The organism is Rhizobium sp. BK538 (assembly GCF_014197575.1).
Taxonomy (GTDB): Bacteria; Pseudomonadota; Alphaproteobacteria; order Rhizobiales; family Rhizobiaceae; genus Rhizobium.
The window spans coordinates 212469-230024 of record NZ_JACIFT010000007.1 but is presented as its reverse complement, the minus strand read 5'-3'; the positions used below and the strand labels follow the sequence as shown (position 1 = coordinate 230024).

Here is a 17556-nt window from a genome sequence, read left to right as displayed (position 1 = left end):
TGCCGATGCGGAGGGCCTTTGCTTGAAGGTGGCTGATGCCGCTCCTATCTCCGTTCTGCATTGATGAAAGAGCAGAGTGGAATGAGCGAGACTGTCGATCATAAGCCAATCTTTTGGAGCTACCTGCGAAAGCGCTATGAGGCACGGCGCACGATCCATCAGCGGGTTCCCTGGAAGTGGTTTGCATTTTCGGCGGTTAATGCCATTGCCATCGCCTTCTTCGTCTTCGATCGCCCGCTCGGCCTGGCAGCCAAGGATCTGGCGCCACCGCTGATCTCGATTGCCGGCGATGTTACCGATATCGGTAGGCTCGCCTGGATTCTTGCCGGCCTCTCTACGATCTTCGCCACGGGCTATTTCGTTCGTCGCCGGCTCTGGAAGGTCCGCAGGCGGTTTCGCATGGTCTATTTCGGACAGATGACGGCCTATGTCGCGTTGTCCGTGCTCTTCACCAGCATCGTCGCCAATCTGCTGAAGTTCGCGATCGGCCGGGCGCGGCCGCTGATCTATGACCAGGAGGGTATCTTCAGCTTTGCGCCCTTCAACATGGATTTCCTGCACCAGAGCTTCCCCTCTGGACACTCGGCCAACATAGGCGCGCTGTTCGTCGCGCTCGCGCTGCTCTTCCCGCGCTTTCGCCTTGGCTTCATCAGTATAGGGCTTTGGCTTGGTGCCACGCGCGTCATCATCGGTGTGCATTATCCAAGCGATGTCGTGGCCGGCCTTGCGCTGGGTGCCTGGTTTGCCTTTGCCACCTCGGTCCTCTTCGCGCGCTTCGGCCTGATCTTCTCCATCGGTCGCGATGGCGGCTGGCCGACGCCGCGGCTAAGCCGCCTTCTCTGAGGCTTCCATAAATGAAAAACCCGGCGCCTTATGAGCGCCGGGTTCAGATTTGCAGTCTTCACTCGTCTCAATCCATCGCGTGGATATCGCGATCTTTGGTTTCCGGCAGGAAGATCAGGCCGATAACCAGCGTGATCGCCGCGAACACGATTGGATACCAGAGGCCGAAGTAGATATCGCCGGTAGCGGCACTCATTGCGAAGGCCGTTGCCGGCAGCAGGCCACCGAACCAACCGTTGCCGATATGGTAAGGGAGCGACATGCCGGTGTAGCGGATGCGGGTCGGGAAGAGTTCGACCAGTAGGGCGGCAATCGGGCCGTAGACCATCGTCACATAGAGAACGAGCACGAACAGGATGGCGATCGTGCCGATCCAGTTGACGCGGGACGGGTCAGCCGTCATCGCAAAGCTGCCGCCATTGGCGATATTATAGACCGCCATGTCGGTGACGCCCTTGGCTTCGTCGGCGGTCAGCAGCTTATCGGCGACAAGCTTGTCAGCCGGCACGGTCTGCTTTTCACCGGCACGGACTGCGTCGACGTTGAGAGCAAGTTCCGGGTTGGCTGCAATGAAGGCATCCAGCTTGGCATCCGGAACTTTGGTGGCGCCGCGCTTCAGCGGGTATCCGGCGTCGTGAAGGGCGATATTGACGCCCTTTTCGAAAGCGCCCGTCATTGCTTTTGCCTTGTCGCCGGCGGCGATGGCATCGAAGCTGTTGATGGTTTCGTCGCCGATCTTGACCGTAGCAGGTTGCCCCGCGGGGCCGGGGACAACATCATAAGGAACCGAGTTCTTGGTCAGGAAGGCCGTTGCCACGTCGCAGGAACTGGTGAACTTCGAGGTTCCGGTCGGGTTGAACTGGAACTTGCAGTCAGCCGGGTCGGCCGTCACGGTTGCGCGGACGGAGGCCTGGGCTTCCGCAAGCGCCGGATTGGCAGTCCAGGTCATGGCCTTAAACAACGGCTGGTAGGTGACGGCGGCGATCAAGAGGCCGGCCATGATGATCGGCTTGCGACCGATCTTGTCGGACAGGCCGCCGAAGACGACGAAGAACGGTGTGCCAAGGAAGAGTGCAATGGCCACCATGATGTTTGCCGATTGCAGGTCGACTTTGAGCACATTCTGCAGGAAGAACAGCGCGTAGAACTGGCCGCCGTACCAGACGACTGCCTGACCCATTGTTGCGCCGAGAAGCGCAATCAGCGCGATCTTGGCATTCTTCCATTGACCGAAGGCTTCGGTCAGCGGGGCTTTCGAGCCCTTGCCTTCCGCCTTCATTCTCTGGAATGCCGGTGACTCGTTCATCTTCAGACGGATCCAGACGGAGACGCCGAGAAGGACGACCGATACCAGGAACGGAATGCGCCAGCCCCACGCGGCAAAGGCTTCCTTGCCCATCAGGAACTGAACGCCGACGATGACGAGAAGCGACAGGAAGAGGCCGAGCGTTGCCGTCGTTTGAATCCATGAGGTGAAGTAGCCGCGGCGTCCATTGGGCGCATGTTCGGCCACGTATGTTGCCGCACCGCCATATTCGCCGCCGAGCGCAAGACCTTGCAAGAGCCGAAGTCCAATCAGGATGATGGGCGCCGCGATGCCGATCGTTGCCGCACCAGGAAGAATACCAACGAGAAATGTCGAGAGGCCCATGATGAGGATCGTCACCAGGAACGTGTACTTGCGGCCGACGAGGTCGCCGAGGCGGCCAAAGACGAGCGCGCCGAACGGGCGCACCAGGAAGCCAGCGGCAAAGGCCAAAAGCGTGAAGATGTTTCGTGTTGCTTCCGGGTATTGGGTGAAATAGGTCGCGCCGATATAGGTGGCGAGCGAACCGTAAAGATAGAAGTCATACCATTCGAAAACGGTCCCGAGCGATGAGGCGAAGATAACCTTCTTCTCCTCGCCCGTCATCGGACCGGCTTTTGAGCCGTCGACGCTTACGACATTTGCCATTTTCTGTCCTCCACAGAGCGAATGTGAAATGCGGCGCGCGACCATACTCTCCTCGAAGCGTACCCCAGGTCGCGGTTCGCCTGACGAGAGTGTGCCAGAAAAGCTCCCCCATAAAGAGAGCGGCTTTGGGATTATGACTTTAGTCTAACGCCGTTGCGCAGATTGTCGCAGGCAAGAGCCGGTCGCGCCTTTGCCCTTCAGGCCTTGTGGGAAAGAATATTCACCAGGGTTCCGAAGGGGTCGCGAACATAGAAGCGACGTACACCCCACGGCTCGTCGGCCGGGCCATAACAAATCTCGAAACCAGCGGTGCGCATGGCTGCGTATGCTTCATCGACGTCATCGACTTCGATTGACAGGCCCGGAATCGGCGTTCCCGCGCCGCCTTCGCTTGCAAAGCTGACCTGGACGGACATCTGCTGGCTTGAGCCGTAGGTTGCGATCCAGCCGTGATCCATCAGGAGATCCAACCCGAGGATATCCCGATAGAATGCGCTTGCGGCGGCCGGGCTGGGAGTTTCGAGATTGGCGACAATTCGTCTGACTTGCATACGACCTCCCCGCGGTTTCGTTTCCGATACTTAGAAAGTGGTCGCTGGTCGGCAAGAAAAAAGCCGGATGGCAGAACCATCCGGCTTTGATCGATCGATGCACCTGTTTCCGATCAGGCCGCCTCTGTCGTGTGTGCCTTGCGAACTTCCTCATCCGTCAGGATGCCGCTCGCACGGAGCAATGCAGCGAAGCGGCCGTTGCTCTGGCTGAGTTCTTCGAAGCTGCCTTCTTCGACGACACGGCCGCTATCCAGGAACAGGACCTTGTCTGCTTCACGAACCGTCGAAAGACGGTGCGCGATAATGAAGGTCGTGCGGTTTTGGCGCAGGTTGTCGATTGCGGCCTTCACGCGGTTTTCCGTTTCGACGTCAAGCGCGCTCGTCGCTTCGTCCAGCACCAGGATCGGCGCATCCTTGAGGATGGCGCGGGCGATCGCCACACGCTGACGTTCGCCGCCCGAGAGCTTGTTGCCGCGCTCGCCGACATGGGTGTCGTACTGATTTTCGCGTGTCTCGATGAAGTCGGCTGCGGCAGCAGCTTCTGCGGCACGGCGCATGTCTTCATCCGAAGCGCCCTCGCGGCCGAGGCGAATGTTGTCGCTGATCGAGCGGTTGAGCAGGCCGGCATCCTGGAACACAGTTGCGATATAGCGGCGAAGCGACTTGCGGGTGATCTTCGTCGTATCGTGACCATCGACCAGGATCTGGCCGCTGTCCGGGTCATAGACGCGTTGCAGTAGGTTGATCATCGTGGTCTTGCCCGAGCCGGTAGGGCCGACGATCGCAACCGTCTGGCCAGCCTTGGCGGTGAAAGACACATTATGCAGGCCCTGCGCGGTGTTGCCGAAGCGGAACGACACGTTGCGGAATTCAACTTCACCCTTCACGTCGGCGATATCGGCATTGCCGGCCGGCTCTTCGCGTTCGCGGACCGAGTCTTCGAGCGAGTAGAAGTCCTCAAGTTTTGAGCGAGCCTCGAAGATCTGCGTTGCGAACTGACGCATCTGGTCGAGACGCGAGATCAGCAGGTTCGCAAAGCCGATGAAGGCAATGACGTCACCGATACGGAGCTCGCCGGACTGGACCATCAGCGTACCGATCACCAGGATGACCATCATGGCGATGGTGGATGCCATGCGGTTCATTGCGCCGGCCAGAGCCCACCAGTCGAGAACCGGAAACTGAGCCTGCAGCAGGCGGTCGGCAAAGGACTTCAACGCCTTGGTTTCGGCCTCGATGCGGTTGTAGCTGTGCAGGACCGACACGTTGCTGATCGAGTCACTGACGTGCGAAAATACTGTGTGGTAGTGGTTCTCGACTGATGCCTGGCCATCCTTGGTACGGCTCATGACGAGACGACCGATCAGCCAGTAGGCTACGCCGAGCACGACCAGTACGCCCGAAAGACGCAGGTCCATCGACATTGCGGTCGGGATCAGAAGTGCGATCGCCACGGCTGTTGACAGGTGGTTGCGCATGAACTCGAGCCAAAGGCCGAAGAGCGTTTCGCATGCGCGCAGCAGCGTATGCAGCGCATTCGACGTGCCGCGCTGATGATGCCAGGACAGCGGCATCGAGATGATACGGCCGAACGCTTCCGTCAGCAGCGTGGCGCGCCGGCCATGAGCCAGCCGGTCGGCCTCACGCGCGACCAGAACAAAGGCTATGGTGTTGAAGACGGCAAAACCGGCCCACATGAAAAGGATGGGTTTAACTTCGCCCTTGCCCGAGATCGCATCGATGATGCGGCCGAACAAAATGGGTTCGGCGATTGTGATCGCGGCAAGCACGATATTCGCGATAACGACCAGGGATACGCGGAGCTTGTAGGCGCCAAGATAGCGCAAAGCTCTTGCATAGACCTTGAATAGCGACACAGCGATACCTCTTGTGCATCTGCGAAATAGTGGATGCTGCGACGCTACAGAAAGATATCTGAACCGGCGATTAACGAAGCGTTCAGGGGGCTTTCGCAAGGAAGATTCTTTGGGTCCCGAAGCGCATGCAAATGCCTGGGTCTGAAATTTTTTGGGGCGGTTTGAAAATTTCGCAATTTTCGCTTGCGTTGAACGACTGCGCTGGCACACGATAATACATATTCTAGATTGATGTTTGATTGCATCGAAAGGCGCCCCGCCATCGGGGCATGGCCTATTGGCTGTTACTATTCAATGTGAAGCCCAATTGGGTGGGGACGTTTTGGTGAATATTCATTCGTTAATTCAATTGCTTGTTGTTCTAGAGGAATGCCGGAAGGCGGAAGGCGTCATCGCGGAGCTCGAGCACGTCGTTCACTCTTATGGTTTCCAGTATTATGGCCTTATGCGGCATCTCAGAGCGACTGAAGATCCAGTCAGCCTTATGTTTGCCGGCCATTGGCCAGAGAAGTGGGCACAAATCTATCTTTCGAAGAAATACGTTCTGACCGACCCGACGGTGCGCTATCTCGCACATGCGCAAAGACCGTTTCGTTGGAAGGACAGCTTGACGGCTTTCCGCAAGGATCCGCATCACCGGCGCATGGAGCAAATGATGGCCGACGCCCATAGCCATGGCCTGAGGGACGGCTACATTTTCCCTATCCATGGCCGAAACGGCATCCTCGGTAACATGAGCGTAGGCGGAACGCCCGTGGATCTTTCTCCTGTCGAGATCTCGCTTTTTGGCGCCGTCGCTCGAAAGGCTTTCTGGCGGCTCCTTGATCTCAAGGGGGAGGCTCCGGCACTTGAAGAAGTTTCCGGCGTCGACACGCGCTTGACGCGCCGAGAGATGGAAATACTTCAGTATCTTGCCGAAGGCATGACCTCCGTGGAGATCGGCAAGCGTCTCAAGATTTCGAACCACACCGTCGACTGGTACATGAACGGCCTGCAAGACAAGTTGAAAGCAAAAAACAGACAGCATGCAGTCGCTGTCGCCTTCCGGCATGGCCTCATCACCTAGTCCTAGAGAAATTCTATTTCCGGCGGTTCTGGAAATTGAACTTTCCGTGACAGCGCGTTAAGACTTCTCTTCGCGGGTGCAGCATTGCCCGTTTCGATGCCGTGAGGAGACAGCATTGCCCATTTCCAAGATACTTGTTGCCAACCGTTCGGAAATTGCCATCCGCGTGTTTCGCGCGGCCAACGAGCTCGGGATAAAAACGGTCGCGATATGGGCGGAAGAAGACAAACTGGCGCTGCACAGGTTCAAGGCCGACGAGAGCTATCAGGTCGGCCGTGGGCCCCATCTTGCCCGCGATCTCGGGCCGATCGAGAGCTATCTGTCGATCGATGAGGTGATCCGCGTCGCCAAGCTTTCCGGTGCCGATGCGATCCATCCGGGCTATGGCCTCCTGTCGGAAAGCCCGGAATTCGTCGATGCCTGCAACAAGGCCGGCATCACCTTCATCGGCCCGACGGCCGATACCATGCGCCAGCTCGGCAACAAGGTCGCGGCGCGCAATCTGGCAATCTCGGTCGGCGTGCCTGTGGTGCCGGCAACCGAGCCGCTGCCCGACGATATGGCCGAAGTCGCCCGCATGGCGGCAGCGATCGGCTACCCTGTGATGCTGAAGGCCTCGTGGGGCGGTGGCGGGCGCGGCATGCGCGTCATTCGCTCGGAAGCCGACCTGGCGCGCGAGGTGACGGAAGCCAAGCGCGAGGCGATGGCCGCTTTCGGCAAGGACGAGGTCTATCTGGAAAAGCTCGTCGAGCGTGCCCGCCACGTCGAAAGCCAGATCCTTGGCGATACGCATGGCAACGTCGTTCACCTTTTCGAGCGCGACTGCTCGATCCAGCGCCGCAACCAGAAGGTTGTCGAGCGTGCGCCGGCCCCTTATCTGAGCGAGGCGCAGCGCCAGGAACTGGCGGCCTATTCGCTGAAGATCGCTGGCGCCACCAATTATATCGGCGCCGGCACGGTCGAGTATCTGATGGATGCTGATACCGGCAAATTCTACTTCATCGAAGTCAATCCGCGCATTCAGGTCGAGCACACCGTCACCGAAGTCGTCACGGGCATCGACATCGTCAAGGCACAGATCCATATCCTCGACGGCTTTGCGATCGGCACGCCGGAATCGGGTGTGCCCGAGCAGAAAGACATTCGCCTCAACGGCCACGCCCTGCAGTGCCGTATCACCACCGAGGATCCGGAGCACAACTTCATCCCGGATTACGGCCGTATTACCGCCTATCGCTCGGCATCCGGCTTCGGCATCCGCCTGGATGGCGGCACCTCCTATTCCGGCGCGATCATCACCCGTTACTACGATCCGCTGCTGGTCAAGGTCACGGCCTGGGCACCGAATCCTTCGGAAGCGATTTCCCGCATGGACCGCGCGCTGCGCGAATTCCGTATCCGCGGCGTGGCCACCAACCTGACCTTCCTGGAAGCGATCATCACGCATCCGAAGTTCAGGGATAACAGCTACACCACGCGCTTCATCGACTCGACGCCGGAACTCTTCCAGCAGGTCAAGCGACAGGACCGCGCAACCAAGCTTCTGACCTACCTCGCGGATGTCACGGTCAATGGTCATCCCGAAGCCAAGGATCGGCCGAAGCCATCGGCAGGTATCGCAGAACCGATCGTGCCCTACACCAATGGCAACGGCGTTCCCGACGGCACCAAGCAGCTTCTCGACAAGCTCGGTCCGAAGAAGTTCGGCGAGTGGATGCGCAATGAAAAGCGCATCCTGATGACCGATACGACAATGCGCGACGGCCATCAGTCGCTGCTTGCGACACGTATGCGCACCTATGACATCGCCCGTATCGCCGGCACTTATGCGCACGCCTTGCCGAACCTCTTGTCGCTCGAGTGCTGGGGTGGTGCGACCTTCGACGTCTCGATGCGCTTCCTGACGGAAGATCCGTGGGAGCGTCTGTCGCTCGTGCGCGAAGCCGCACCCAACCTGCTTTTGCAGATGCTGCTGCGCGGCGCAAACGGCGTCGGCTACAAGAATTATCCTGACAACGTCGTCAAATACTTCGTCCGGCAAGCGGCTGCTGGTGGTATCGATCTCTTCCGCGTCTTCGACTGCCTGAACTGGGTCGAGAACATGCGTGTCTCGATGGATGCGATCGCCGAAGAGAGCAAACTCTGTGAAGCGGCGATCTGCTACACCGGCGATATCCTGAATTCGGCCCGCCCGAAGTACGATCTCAAGTACTACACGGACCTCGCCGTTGAACTCGAAAAGGCCGGCGCGCATATCATCGCGGTCAAGGACATGGCCGGCCTTCTGAAGCCGGCTGCCGCCAAAGTCCTGTTCAAGGCGCTGCGTGACGCGACCAGCCTTCCGATCCATTTCCACACGCACGACACCTCAGGCATTGCAGCGGCAACGGTTCTTGCTGCCGTTGATGCTGGCGTCGACGCCGTCGATGCGGCGATGGATGCGCTGTCCGGCAATACCTCGCAGCCGTGCCTTGGCTCGATCGTCGAGGCGCTGCGTGGCTCCGAACGCGATCCCGGTCTCGATCCCGAATGGATCCGCCGCATCTCCTTCTATTGGGAAGCGGTGCGTCATCAGTATGCGGCCTTCGAAAGCGACCTCAAGGGACCGGCATCGGAAGTCTACCTGCACGAAATGCCCGGTGGCCAGTTCACCAATCTCAAGGAGCAGGCCCGCTCGCTCGGCCTCGAAACCCGTTGGCATTCGGTGGCGCAGGCCTATGCCGACGCCAACCAGATGTTCGGCGACATCGTCAAGGTGACGCCGTCCTCCAAGGTCGTCGGCGACATGGCGCTGATGATGGTCAGCCAAGACCTGACAGTTGCTGACGTCGTTAGCGCCGACAAGGAAGTCTCCTTTCCGGAATCGGTTGTCTCGATGCTGAAGGGGGATCTCGGACAGCCGCCGTCCGGCTGGCCGGAAGCGCTGCAGAAGAAGGCACTGAAGGGCGACGCGCCCTATACCGTGCGTCCGGGTTCGCTGCTTGCCGACGCCGATCTCGATGCTGAGCGCAAAGTTATCGAGACCAAGTTGGAGCGTGAGGTCAGCGACTTCGAATTCGCTTCCTATTTGATGTATCCGAAGGTCTTCACCGATTTTGCGCTGGCCTCCGACACCTACGGCCCGGTCTCCGTGCTGCCGACGCAGGCCTATTTCTACGGCCTTGCCGACGGCGAGGAGCTGTTTGCCGACATCGAGAAGGGCAAGACGCTCGTCATCGTCAATCAGGCGATGAGCGGAACGGACAGCCAGGGTATGGTCACGGTGTTCTTCGAGCTCAACGGCCAGCCGCGCCGCATCAAGGTTCCGGATCGCGCGCATGGTGCGACCGGTGCTGCCGCTCGCCGCAAGGCGGAGCCGGGCAATGCCGCGCATGTCGGCGCGCCGATGCCTGGCGTCATTTCCCGCGTCTTCATTTCGCCGGGCCAGGCGATCAATGCCGGCGACGTGCTTGTTTCCATCGAGGCCATGAAGATGGAAACGGCAATCCATGCCGAAAAAGACGGTGCGATTGCGGAAGTGCTCGTCAAGGCGGGCGACCAGATCGATGCCAAGGACCTGCTAGTCAGCTATGCTGGCTGACGGACATTCGAACGATAAAAAGGGCGGCCTTCGGGCCGCTCTTATATTTTTCGTGAGAGGATTGATATGAGTAAGCTCAAGATTGCCGTCATCATCGGAAGCACGCGAATTGGCCGTTTTGCGGATCATCCTGCCAAGTGGATTGCTCAGATAGCCGCAAGCCGCCCCGAATTGGAGGTCGAAGTTCTCGATCTCTTGGACTACCCGATGTCCTTCCTCGGACAGGCAAGCGCAACTGAATCTCAGAATGAAACGGCGGAGCGCTGGAAGAAGAAGCTGCTCGAGTTCGACGGCTACATTTTCACGGCCGCCGAGTACAACCATGCGCCGACGGCCGTTCTCAAGAATGCGATCGATCTCGGTCATTTCGTCCATAAACCGGTTGCCTTCGTCGGCTACGGCGGTGTCGGTGGCGCGCGTGCGGTCGAGCAGTTGCGGTTGATCTTCGTCGAAATGAGCGCCGTTTCCGTGAAGACAGGCGTTCACATTTCTTTCCCGGAATATCTCTCCGTTGCCAAGAACGGAAGGAGTCTGAACGACTACGCGCACCTCGTCGAGGCCGCTAAGAACCAGCTCGACCAGCTTGTCTGGTGGGGCAAAGCGCTGAAGGCGGCGCGCGCGGTCTAAAGCTCTAACCGCCGCCCGTGCCTAAATGTCGTAGGTGTGGGCGGCATTGATCGTCGAGATGAAGCGCTTGGTGCGCTCGCGCTCAGGCGCCGTAAAGATGTTCCTTGCGCTTCCTGTCTCTACCACGCTGCCGGCCTCGAGGAAGACGACGTCATTGGCGATCTTGGAGGCGAGGCGCAAGTCATGCGTCGCCATCACCATTGTCGTGCCCTCGCTGGCGAGACGACCGAGAACATCGACGACTTCGGCGGAAAGTTCTGGGTCGAGCGCCGAGGTTGGTTCATCGCAGAGAAGAACGCGTGGAGACGGGGCGAGCGCGCGGGCGATTGCGACGCGCTGCTGCTGGCCACCCGATAGCGTCGAAGGCCAGGCGTCGGCTTTGTGCGCCATGCCGACCTTCGTCAGCAGTTCCATTGCCCGCTCCCGTGCCCTTTCTTTCGGCCACCTCAGGACGGTGACAAGGCCTTCCATCACGTTCTCGATGGCTGTCTGATGTGGAAAGAGCTGGAAGTTCTGGAATACCATGCCGGTCTGCCGGCGGATCTTCTGGATCGCCTGCCAGCCGGTCTTCTGTCCTGGCGCAAAGCTCAGCTTCTCGTCGCCGAGGCGGATCATGCCTGCTGTCGGGATCTCCAGCAGGTTGATGCAGCGCAGCAGCGTACTCTTGCCGCCACCTGACGGACCGACGAGCGCCGTAACGCTGCCTTCGGGAATGCGGATGCTGATGTCTTTCAGAATGACGGCGTCGCCGAAGCGCTTTTCGATATGCGAAAGCTCGATCATGCGTTTGCCTCCAGCATACCGCCGTAGCGCGCGAAGCGACGCTCGAGGCGGACTTGCAGCGCGGATAGGACGGAGCTCAAAGCAAGGTATATCAATGCGGCCTCGATGTAGAGGATCAGCGGCTCGTAAGTGGTTGCGACGATGCGCTGCGCCGCCTGGAACAGCTCGGGCACCGTAATGGCGGCGGCAAGCGAGGTGTCCTTCACCAGCGAAATGAATGTGTTGGAGAGCGGCGGCACCGCAACACGCCCAGCCTGCGGCAGGATCGTGCGGCTCATTGCCTGACGCCAGCTCATGCCAATCGAATAGGCCGCTTCCCACTGCCCCTTCGGCACGGAGGAGATAACGGCGCGAATGATCTCGGAGCTGTAGGCACCGATGTTGAGGGTGAAGCCGATCAGCGCCGCCGGAAACGCGTCGAGCAGGATGCCGACGCTCGGCAAGCCGTAAAAGATGACGAAGAGCTGTACCAGAAGTGGTGTGCCCCTGATCACCCAGACATAGAACCGGGCGATGGCGACGATCGGCGCAGGTGCGAAAAGCCGCGCGATTGCCGTGAGCAATCCAAGGATGAGACCGAATGTGAATGACAGGAGCGTCAGCGGGATCGTGAAGATCAGGCCGGCCCAGAGGAGCGGACCAAGCGACTCCGCCATCAGTTGAAACCAGTGCGGCACGGGTGTTCTTTCTGTTCTAGTGACGCGATCGTTGCGTGCTTTGGGAGATACCCTTCGCAGGCTACTTCCTGCAAGAGCAGACCGCGTAGCGCTTTTTTCATCCCGCGGTTACATTCTCTCACCACTATGAGAAGAGATCGCTTGATTTTCGGATTGTATGCCGCCCTTGCAGCGGTGGTTGCGGGCCTGATCCTTGTCGGCGATGTCGACGGCGGGAGAAACGGCCGCCTGATAGTCGCTCTCCTTGGTCCTACCGGCGCCCTTTGGGTTTTCCGCGCCGTTCTGCTCATCGTCGTCGGAGCGCTTATCCTGGCCATCCGGTCCGAGATCCGGCAGCGGAAAAGGATTGATCGCATGATGAGGCAGCACATAAATCTTGACCGCAGCCAGCATGATCACGTCGATCCGACGGCGTAAAAACAGGGACGACAAAAGTGCCGCCCCTATTTGATGGCTTTCAGCTTACTTCGAAACGTCCTGGCCGAAGTACTTGTCGGAAATCTTCTTGTAGGTGCCGTCGGCCTTGACGTCGTCCAGTGCCTTGTTGATCGCCTCCAGCAGTTCCGGCTCGCCTTTGCGGATGATGATGCCGGAATAATCGGCATTTTCCTGCTCTGCCACGATCTTCACCGGAGCTTCCGGCTTGTGCTTCTTGAAGTCGAGGAAGGAAAGGCTGTCGTTGACTGTTGCGTCCGCGCGCTTGGTCAGCACCAGCTGGATCGACTGGTCGAAGCCGTCGGTGCCGACGAGTTCGGCGCCGGCCTCCTGGGCGAGCTTACCGAAGTTGCTGGTCAGCGACTGAGCCGACTTCTTGCCCTTGAGGTCTGCAAAACCCTTGATGCTGTCGTCGCCATCGCGAACGATCAGGACTGCCTTCGACGCGATGTAGGGTTCGGAGAAGTCATACTTCTGCTTGCGCGCCTCGGTGATGCCGACTTGGTTGATGACTGTGTCGTAGCGCTTCGCATCGAGACCGGCGATCAGGCCGTCCCATTTGCCTTCGACGAATTCCGCCTTGACGCCAAGCTTGGCGGCAACCGCTTCGCCGATCTCCACGTCGAAGCCGACCAGCTTGCCGCTCGTGTCATGAAAGGTGAACGGAGCATAGGTTCCTTCGGTGCCGATCTTCAAGACACCTGATGATTTGATGGCCGCGAGGTTGTCGCCGGCGATGGCAGGAAGGAGCGCGGCGGCCTGTATCAGTGCGGCGGCGGCGATGGTCTTTAGGAGGTTCATGTCTTTTCCAGTTCACCAGATGTAATCGATGCACGGAAAATCGCAGAAAAGCATTTGAGAAGAAGCGTAGAAAACTGCAAAGAAAATCGGCAGGTGCGAATATTTTTCTCATTTCTCACGATTTCGGTGGGCGTTGTTTCGTAGCGTGACGAAACGTGTATGGCGCGCGCCCTTGTGTGCGTAATTGCATTTGCTTATGCATGTTCTTGCCTGATTAATGACGAGATCGACGAAACCGGCACGAACATGAACGAACTTCTCATGCAGGAGCGGCAAAGCGCCATTTCGCGGAAGCTGCAGATCAACGGTCGTGTCCTTGCCGCCGAACTGGCGGAGGAGTTCGGCGTGTCCGAGGATACCGTGCGTCGGGATCTTCGCGAGATGGCAGCTGCAGGCCTTTGCGAGCGCGTTTACGGCGGTGCGTTGCCGGTTTCACCCGCCAGCACCAGCCTCAACCACCGCATGGGGGTTGCGCGGGATCGCAAGCAGGCATTGGCACTTGCTGCCGTTTCGCAGATAGCGCCCGGATCGACAGTCTTCTTCGATGCCGGCAGCACGAATCTTGCCATCGCTGCGGCGCTACCTGCCGACATGGCGCTGACTGCGGCCACGAACGCGCCGGCGATCGCTGCCGCGCTGCTCGAAAAACCTTTGGTCAATGTCATCCTTATCGGCGGTCTGCTCGATCGGCAGGTTGGTGGAACGCTTGGTGCGAAGGCCATGCGGGACATGGAGTCGCTGTCCCCCGATCTCTGCGTGCTCGGCGCCTGCGGCATCGATCTGGCAGCAGGCGTTACGACCTTCGGGTTCGAGGATGCCGAGTTCAAGCGTTTTGCGGCATCGCGGAGCAGGAAGGTCCTCGTTGCGGTGACCTCAGAAAAATTTGCCACCGCTGCGCCGCATGGCGTTCTCGCTGTGGCGCATTGCGCGTGTCTGGTGGTCGAAAGCAACGCCGATCCAGCCATGCTGGCGCAATATCGCGAACGCGGCTGCAAGACGATCGTGGCTCGCGAGACGGCGAGAACATAGTTCAAAATCGGGCGCGGACCGGTTCCGTCGCCGAGGCATATTGGGAAGAGACATGGACAGTCAAGTGAATGTGACAACGATCGCCAGAAGCGGCTTCGTGACCAGAGGCAGGGTGGCAGTCTCGTTGCTGTTCCTGATGAACGGCTTTCTGGTCGGCTGCTGGGCGCCGAAGATTCCGGATTTCGCCGAACGCCTGCAACTCAGCAAGTTCGAACTCGGACTGATGATCCTGGTTTTCGGCGTCGGTTCGCTAATGCTGATGCCGATCGCAGGAACGCAGATCGCACGCTACGGCTCGAAGCGTGTGGCGCAGGTTGCTGCGGTCTGCCTGTTGCCTTCCCTGCTTGCGCTGACGCTCTCGCCGAACGTCTTGACCGGGGCAATCTCGATCTTTCTATTCGGTGGTTTTATCGGCGCGATGGACGTTGCCATGAATGCGAACGCGGTAGCCGTCGAGCAATCGATGCGGCGCGCCATCATGTCTTCGTGCCATGCCTTCTGGAGCCTGGGGGGGTTGATCGGTGCAGGTCTCGGCGGCTTGCTGATTGCCGAATTCGGCGTACTTTGGCATGCGCAGATCGCAACCGTGCTGGCTGTGATCTTCCTTGCAATCGCGTGGACGATGATCCTCACCGATCAACCACACCCCGACGAAAAGAAGGAAAAGCTGCGACTGCCGCTCACGCCGCTGCCCTGGCTGCTCGGTCTCATGGCACTTTTTTCCATGGTTCCGGAGGGCGCCGTGCTGGATTGGGGCGCGCTTTATCTGCGTCAGGAACTGGGCGCATCGGTCGCCGTCTCCGGCTTCGGCTTTGCGGCCTTCTCCCTCACCATGGCGATCATGCGGTTTGGCGGCGATCTTGTTCGTGACCGGCTCGGCGGTGTGACGACGCTTCGGATCTGCACGCTGTTTGCCATATCAGGCATGCTCCTCGCGGCCTTTGCTCCCAACGCGGAAATTGCGATCCTCGGCTTCGCCTTCTGTGGGATCGGGATTTCAAACATGGTTCCGATCGCCTTTTCGGCTGCCGGCAATGTTCCGGGCCTGAGGGCTGGTATCGGCCTGTCGGTCGTCACCACAATGGGCTATTCCGGCATGCTGGTTGCGCCGTCTGCGATCGGCTTCGTCGCCGAGCACATCGGCTTTAGTGTGGTCTTCATGGCGCTACCTGTGTTGCTTGTCGTCGTGCTATTGTTCTCGAACCTGGCGCGCTATGCCGATGGTATTTCAGGCGGCGGTCACTGAGCCCAGCTCCAAACAAAAGTGATGCGCGGGGCGGGTTGACAACAAAGCAGGCATGATCCACCTGAAAGACACGAATTTTAGGGGTTCAAGAACTCTATATGTCTTCTGCTGCAGATTTTGATCCGAAACCGCGCCGCGCATCCGTCGCCGTCGATGTTGGCGGCGTCATCGTGGGCGGTGGCGCGCCAGTTGTCGTCCAGTCGATGACAAACACCGACACGGCGGATATCGACTCAACGGTTGCCCAGGTGGCGGCTCTCTTCAAGGCGGGCTCGGAGATCGTCCGTATCACCGTAGACCGCGACGAAAGTGCAGCTGCGGTTCCGAAGATTCGCGAGAGGCTGTTGCGCCTTGGCATGGACGTGCCGCTGGTCGGTGATTTTCACTATATTGGCCACAAGCTTCTTGCCGATCATCCGGCTTGTGCCGAGGCGTTGGCGAAATACCGCATCAACCCGGGCAACGTCGGCTTCAAGGACAAGAAGGACAAGCAGTTCGGTGATATCATCGAGATGGCGATCCGCTACGACAAGCCGGTACGCATCGGAGTGAATTGGGGTTCGCTGGATCAAGAGTTGCTGACGGCGCTGATGGATCAGAACGCCGCGGCTGGCTCGCCGCTTTCGGCGCGCCAGGTGACTCGCGAAGCGATCGTGCAGTCCGCTTTGATTTCGGCCAATCTGGCCGAAGAGATCGGCCTGTCGCGCAACCGGATCATCCTGTCGGCCAAGGTTAGCCAGGTACAGGATCTGATCGCCGTCTATTCGATGCTCTCCGAGCGCTCTGACCATGCTTTGCACCTCGGTCTTACCGAAGCCGGGATGGGCAGCAAAGGGATCGTCGCCTCGTCGGCTGCCATGGGCTATGTCCTGCAACAGGGGATCGGCGACACCATCCGCGTGTCGCTGACGCCGGAGCCGAATGGTGACCGGACGCGCGAAGTGCAGGTCGCCCAGGAACTGCTGCAGGTGATGGGCTTCCGCCAGTTTATCCCTGTCGTGGCCGCTTGTCCCGGCTGCGGCCGCACAACCTCGACCGTCTTCCAGGAACTGGCGCAGAACATCCAGAACGACATTCGCAAAAACATGCCGGTCTGGCGCGAAAAATATCCGGGCGTCGAAGCTCTGAACGTTGCGGTCATGGGCTGCATCGTCAACGGGCCTGGTGAAAGCAAGCACGCCGACATCGGCATTTCGTTGCCAGGCACCGGCGAAACGCCAGCAGCGCCCATCTTTATCGATGGCCAGAAGGCGTTGACGCTGCGCGGTCCGAACATCGCTTCAGACTTCGAGGCGCTTGTTATCGACTACATCGAAAAGCGGTTCGGGCAGAAGACGGCCGCGGAGTAGTCCGCGGCGCTGGGTCAGATTCGGCTGGTCAAAAGCTTTAAACCTGCAAAGCAGTAAAAGGCTGCCATGGCACCTTCGATCCAGAGTCGCAGGCTCCGATAGATCTTCAGCGCGTGCGGTGTCGAGAAGAGCACTGCATAGCCCATGAAGGTGATGAATCCCGTTGTCATGCAAATGCCGATAATCAGGCCGGCGACAGATGCCGGGGCGCCCTGCGGCATTCCGAGCGCGATGATCGCCAGCCACGCGAAGATCGCTTTCGGGTTGGTGACGTGAATGCCGTAGCCACGCAGCAATAGGGCGGGTGTCGTAAGGCGCTTTTGCACGACAGTCTGCGGCAGTTCATCGTTGGCGCGAACAGCCTTGAAGGCCCTGTAGGCGAGGTAGAGCAGATAGAGGCCGCCGAAGATCTTCAGGATCTCCAGCGCCATGGCGTAGGTCTGGAGGATGGTTGCAAGGCCGAGTGCGGCAGCGCAGGCCCAGGTGAACGAGCCGGCGAAGATGCCGAGCGAGATGGTCATGCCCGCCTTTCGGCCATGCGTCATAGAGGTCGACACGATTGCCATGATTGCCGGGCCGGGGCTGATGACGGCGATCAAATAAGCGACGTAGGCAGGCAGGATCTGCGGTAGATAGGTCAGGATCTCATGCATCTTGCGTCTCTTACTCGGCCGGTTGAATATTGGCCCTATTTCTTAGGCGCGGTTCGCGGCGATCGACAAGAGATTGTGTCTCGTG

Annotated in this window: 15 protein-coding genes; 7 read left to right on the top strand and 8 right to left on the bottom strand. The window is 59.3% G+C overall.

Translation table 11 applies throughout. The annotated features are described in order from the left end of the window. Window positions 1-81: 81 nt before the first annotated feature. On the top strand, window positions 82-843 hold the full coding sequence (locus FHX09_RS11090) for a phosphatase PAP2 family protein (protein ID WP_132588675.1): 762 nt from the start codon (window positions 82-84) through the stop codon (window positions 841-843). 67 nt (window positions 844-910) lie between these two features. Here the strand turns inward: FHX09_RS11090 and FHX09_RS11085 are convergent, their stop codons facing one another. The 3 genes from FHX09_RS11085 to FHX09_RS11075 all read right to left on the bottom strand — a co-directional run bounded on the left by FHX09_RS11085 (window position 911) and on the right by FHX09_RS11075 (window position 5225). After that, on the bottom strand, window positions 911-2797 hold the full coding sequence (locus FHX09_RS11085) for an MFS transporter (protein WP_007794753.1): 1887 nt from the start codon (window positions 2795-2797) through the stop codon (window positions 911-913). Between the two features lie 197 nt (window positions 2798-2994). Further along, window positions 2995-3348 (bottom strand): VOC family protein, encoded by a 354-nt coding sequence (locus tag FHX09_RS11080; protein ID WP_007794751.1) that lies wholly within the window; start codon window positions 3346-3348, stop codon window positions 2995-2997. Between the two features lie 113 nt (window positions 3349-3461). Beyond that, a complete protein-coding gene (locus tag FHX09_RS11075; protein WP_007794748.1) occupies window positions 3462-5225 on the bottom strand; it encodes a glucan ABC transporter ATP-binding protein/ permease in 1764 nt (587 codons plus the stop codon). A 325-nt stretch (window positions 5226-5550) separates the two neighbouring features. On the opposite strand from FHX09_RS11075, the gene FHX09_RS11070 reads away from it, so the two are divergent. The 3 genes from FHX09_RS11070 to FHX09_RS11060 all read left to right on the top strand — a co-directional run bounded on the left by FHX09_RS11070 (window position 5551) and on the right by FHX09_RS11060 (window position 10498). Next, window positions 5551-6291, top strand: a complete 741-nt coding sequence (locus FHX09_RS11070; protein WP_132588673.1) for a LuxR family transcriptional regulator — start codon at window positions 5551-5553, stop codon at window positions 6289-6291. 115 nt (window positions 6292-6406) lie between these two features. Next, window positions 6407-9871 (top strand): pyruvate carboxylase, encoded by a 3465-nt coding sequence (gene pyc / locus FHX09_RS11065; RefSeq protein ID WP_132588672.1) that lies wholly within the window; start codon window positions 6407-6409, stop codon window positions 9869-9871. A gap of 66 nt (window positions 9872-9937) precedes the next feature. After that, a complete protein-coding gene (locus tag FHX09_RS11060) occupies window positions 9938-10498 on the top strand; it encodes an NAD(P)H-dependent oxidoreductase (protein WP_132588671.1) in 561 nt (186 codons plus the stop codon). Between the two features lie 21 nt (window positions 10499-10519). Here FHX09_RS11060 and FHX09_RS11055 read toward each other — a convergent pair whose 3' ends face one another. The 4 genes from FHX09_RS11055 to FHX09_RS11040 all read right to left on the bottom strand — a co-directional run bounded on the left by FHX09_RS11055 (window position 10520) and on the right by FHX09_RS11040 (window position 13194). Then, window positions 10520-11281, bottom strand: a complete 762-nt coding sequence (locus tag FHX09_RS11055) for an amino acid ABC transporter ATP-binding protein (protein ID WP_007794738.1) — start codon at window positions 11279-11281, stop codon at window positions 10520-10522. Further along, the gene (locus tag FHX09_RS11050) at window positions 11278-11958 is read right to left on the bottom strand and encodes an amino acid ABC transporter permease (RefSeq protein WP_037083034.1); all 681 of its coding nucleotides are present in this window, start codon (window positions 11956-11958) and stop codon (window positions 11278-11280) included. Before FHX09_RS11050 ends, FHX09_RS11055 begins: the two co-directional genes overlap by 4 nt. Window positions 11959-12066: 108 nt before the next feature. After that, entirely contained in the window at window positions 12067-12390 is a 324-nt protein-coding gene (locus FHX09_RS11045; RefSeq protein WP_184449942.1) for a hypothetical protein, read from the bottom strand. Window positions 12391-12420: 30 nt separating this feature from the next. After that, the gene (locus tag FHX09_RS11040; protein WP_007794728.1) at window positions 12421-13194 is read right to left on the bottom strand and encodes an amino acid ABC transporter substrate-binding protein; all 774 of its coding nucleotides are present in this window, start codon (window positions 13192-13194) and stop codon (window positions 12421-12423) included. 246 nt (window positions 13195-13440) lie between these two features. Between FHX09_RS11040 and FHX09_RS11035 the strand changes: the two genes are divergently transcribed. The 3 genes from FHX09_RS11035 to ispG all read left to right on the top strand — a co-directional run bounded on the left by FHX09_RS11035 (window position 13441) and on the right by ispG (window position 16818). Further along, a complete protein-coding gene (locus FHX09_RS11035) occupies window positions 13441-14223 on the top strand; it encodes a DeoR/GlpR family DNA-binding transcription regulator (RefSeq protein WP_184449940.1) in 783 nt (260 codons plus the stop codon). Between the two features lie 52 nt (window positions 14224-14275). Further along, on the top strand, window positions 14276-15469 hold the full coding sequence (locus tag FHX09_RS11030) for an MFS transporter (protein ID WP_132588669.1): 1194 nt from the start codon (window positions 14276-14278) through the stop codon (window positions 15467-15469). Between the two features lie 98 nt (window positions 15470-15567). Then, a complete protein-coding gene (gene ispG / locus FHX09_RS11025; protein WP_132588668.1) occupies window positions 15568-16818 on the top strand; it encodes a flavodoxin-dependent (E)-4-hydroxy-3-methylbut-2-enyl-diphosphate synthase in 1251 nt (416 codons plus the stop codon). 14 nt (window positions 16819-16832) lie between these two features. Here the strand turns inward: ispG and FHX09_RS11020 are convergent, their stop codons facing one another. After that, window positions 16833-17471: a LysE family translocator gene (locus tag FHX09_RS11020; protein WP_183719794.1), complete on the bottom strand. Its 639-nt coding sequence runs from the start codon at window positions 17469-17471 to the stop codon at window positions 16833-16835. Between the last annotated feature and the right edge of the window lie 85 nt (window positions 17472-17556).

Excerpts from the sequence above, each read along its gene's own strand:
- FHX09_RS11090 (WP_132588675.1), top strand. The coding sequence starts at position 82 with ATGAGCGAGACTGTCGATCATAAGCCAATCTTTTGGAGCTACCTGCGA.
- FHX09_RS11085 (WP_007794753.1), bottom strand. The coding sequence starts at position 2,797 with ATGGCAAATGTCGTAAGCGTCGACGGCTCAAAAGCCGGTCCGATGACG.
- FHX09_RS11080 (WP_007794751.1), bottom strand. The coding sequence starts at position 3,348 with ATGCAAGTCAGACGAATTGTCGCCAATCTCGAAACTCCCAGCCCGGCC.
- FHX09_RS11060 (WP_132588671.1), top strand. The coding sequence starts at position 9,938 with ATGAGTAAGCTCAAGATTGCCGTCATCATCGGAAGCACGCGAATTGGC.
- FHX09_RS11055 (WP_007794738.1), bottom strand. The coding sequence starts at position 11,281 with ATGATCGAGCTTTCGCATATCGAAAAGCGCTTCGGCGACGCCGTCATT.
- FHX09_RS11040 (WP_007794728.1), bottom strand. The coding sequence starts at position 13,194 with ATGAACCTCCTAAAGACCATCGCCGCCGCCGCACTGATACAGGCCGCC.
- FHX09_RS11035 (WP_184449940.1), top strand. The coding sequence starts at position 13,441 with ATGAACGAACTTCTCATGCAGGAGCGGCAAAGCGCCATTTCGCGGAAG.
- FHX09_RS11030 (WP_132588669.1), top strand. The coding sequence starts at position 14,276 with ATGGACAGTCAAGTGAATGTGACAACGATCGCCAGAAGCGGCTTCGTG.
- ispG (WP_132588668.1), top strand. The coding sequence starts at position 15,568 with ATGTCTTCTGCTGCAGATTTTGATCCGAAACCGCGCCGCGCATCCGTC.
- FHX09_RS11020 (WP_183719794.1), bottom strand. The coding sequence starts at position 17,471 with ATGCATGAGATCCTGACCTATCTACCGCAGATCCTGCCTGCCTACGTC.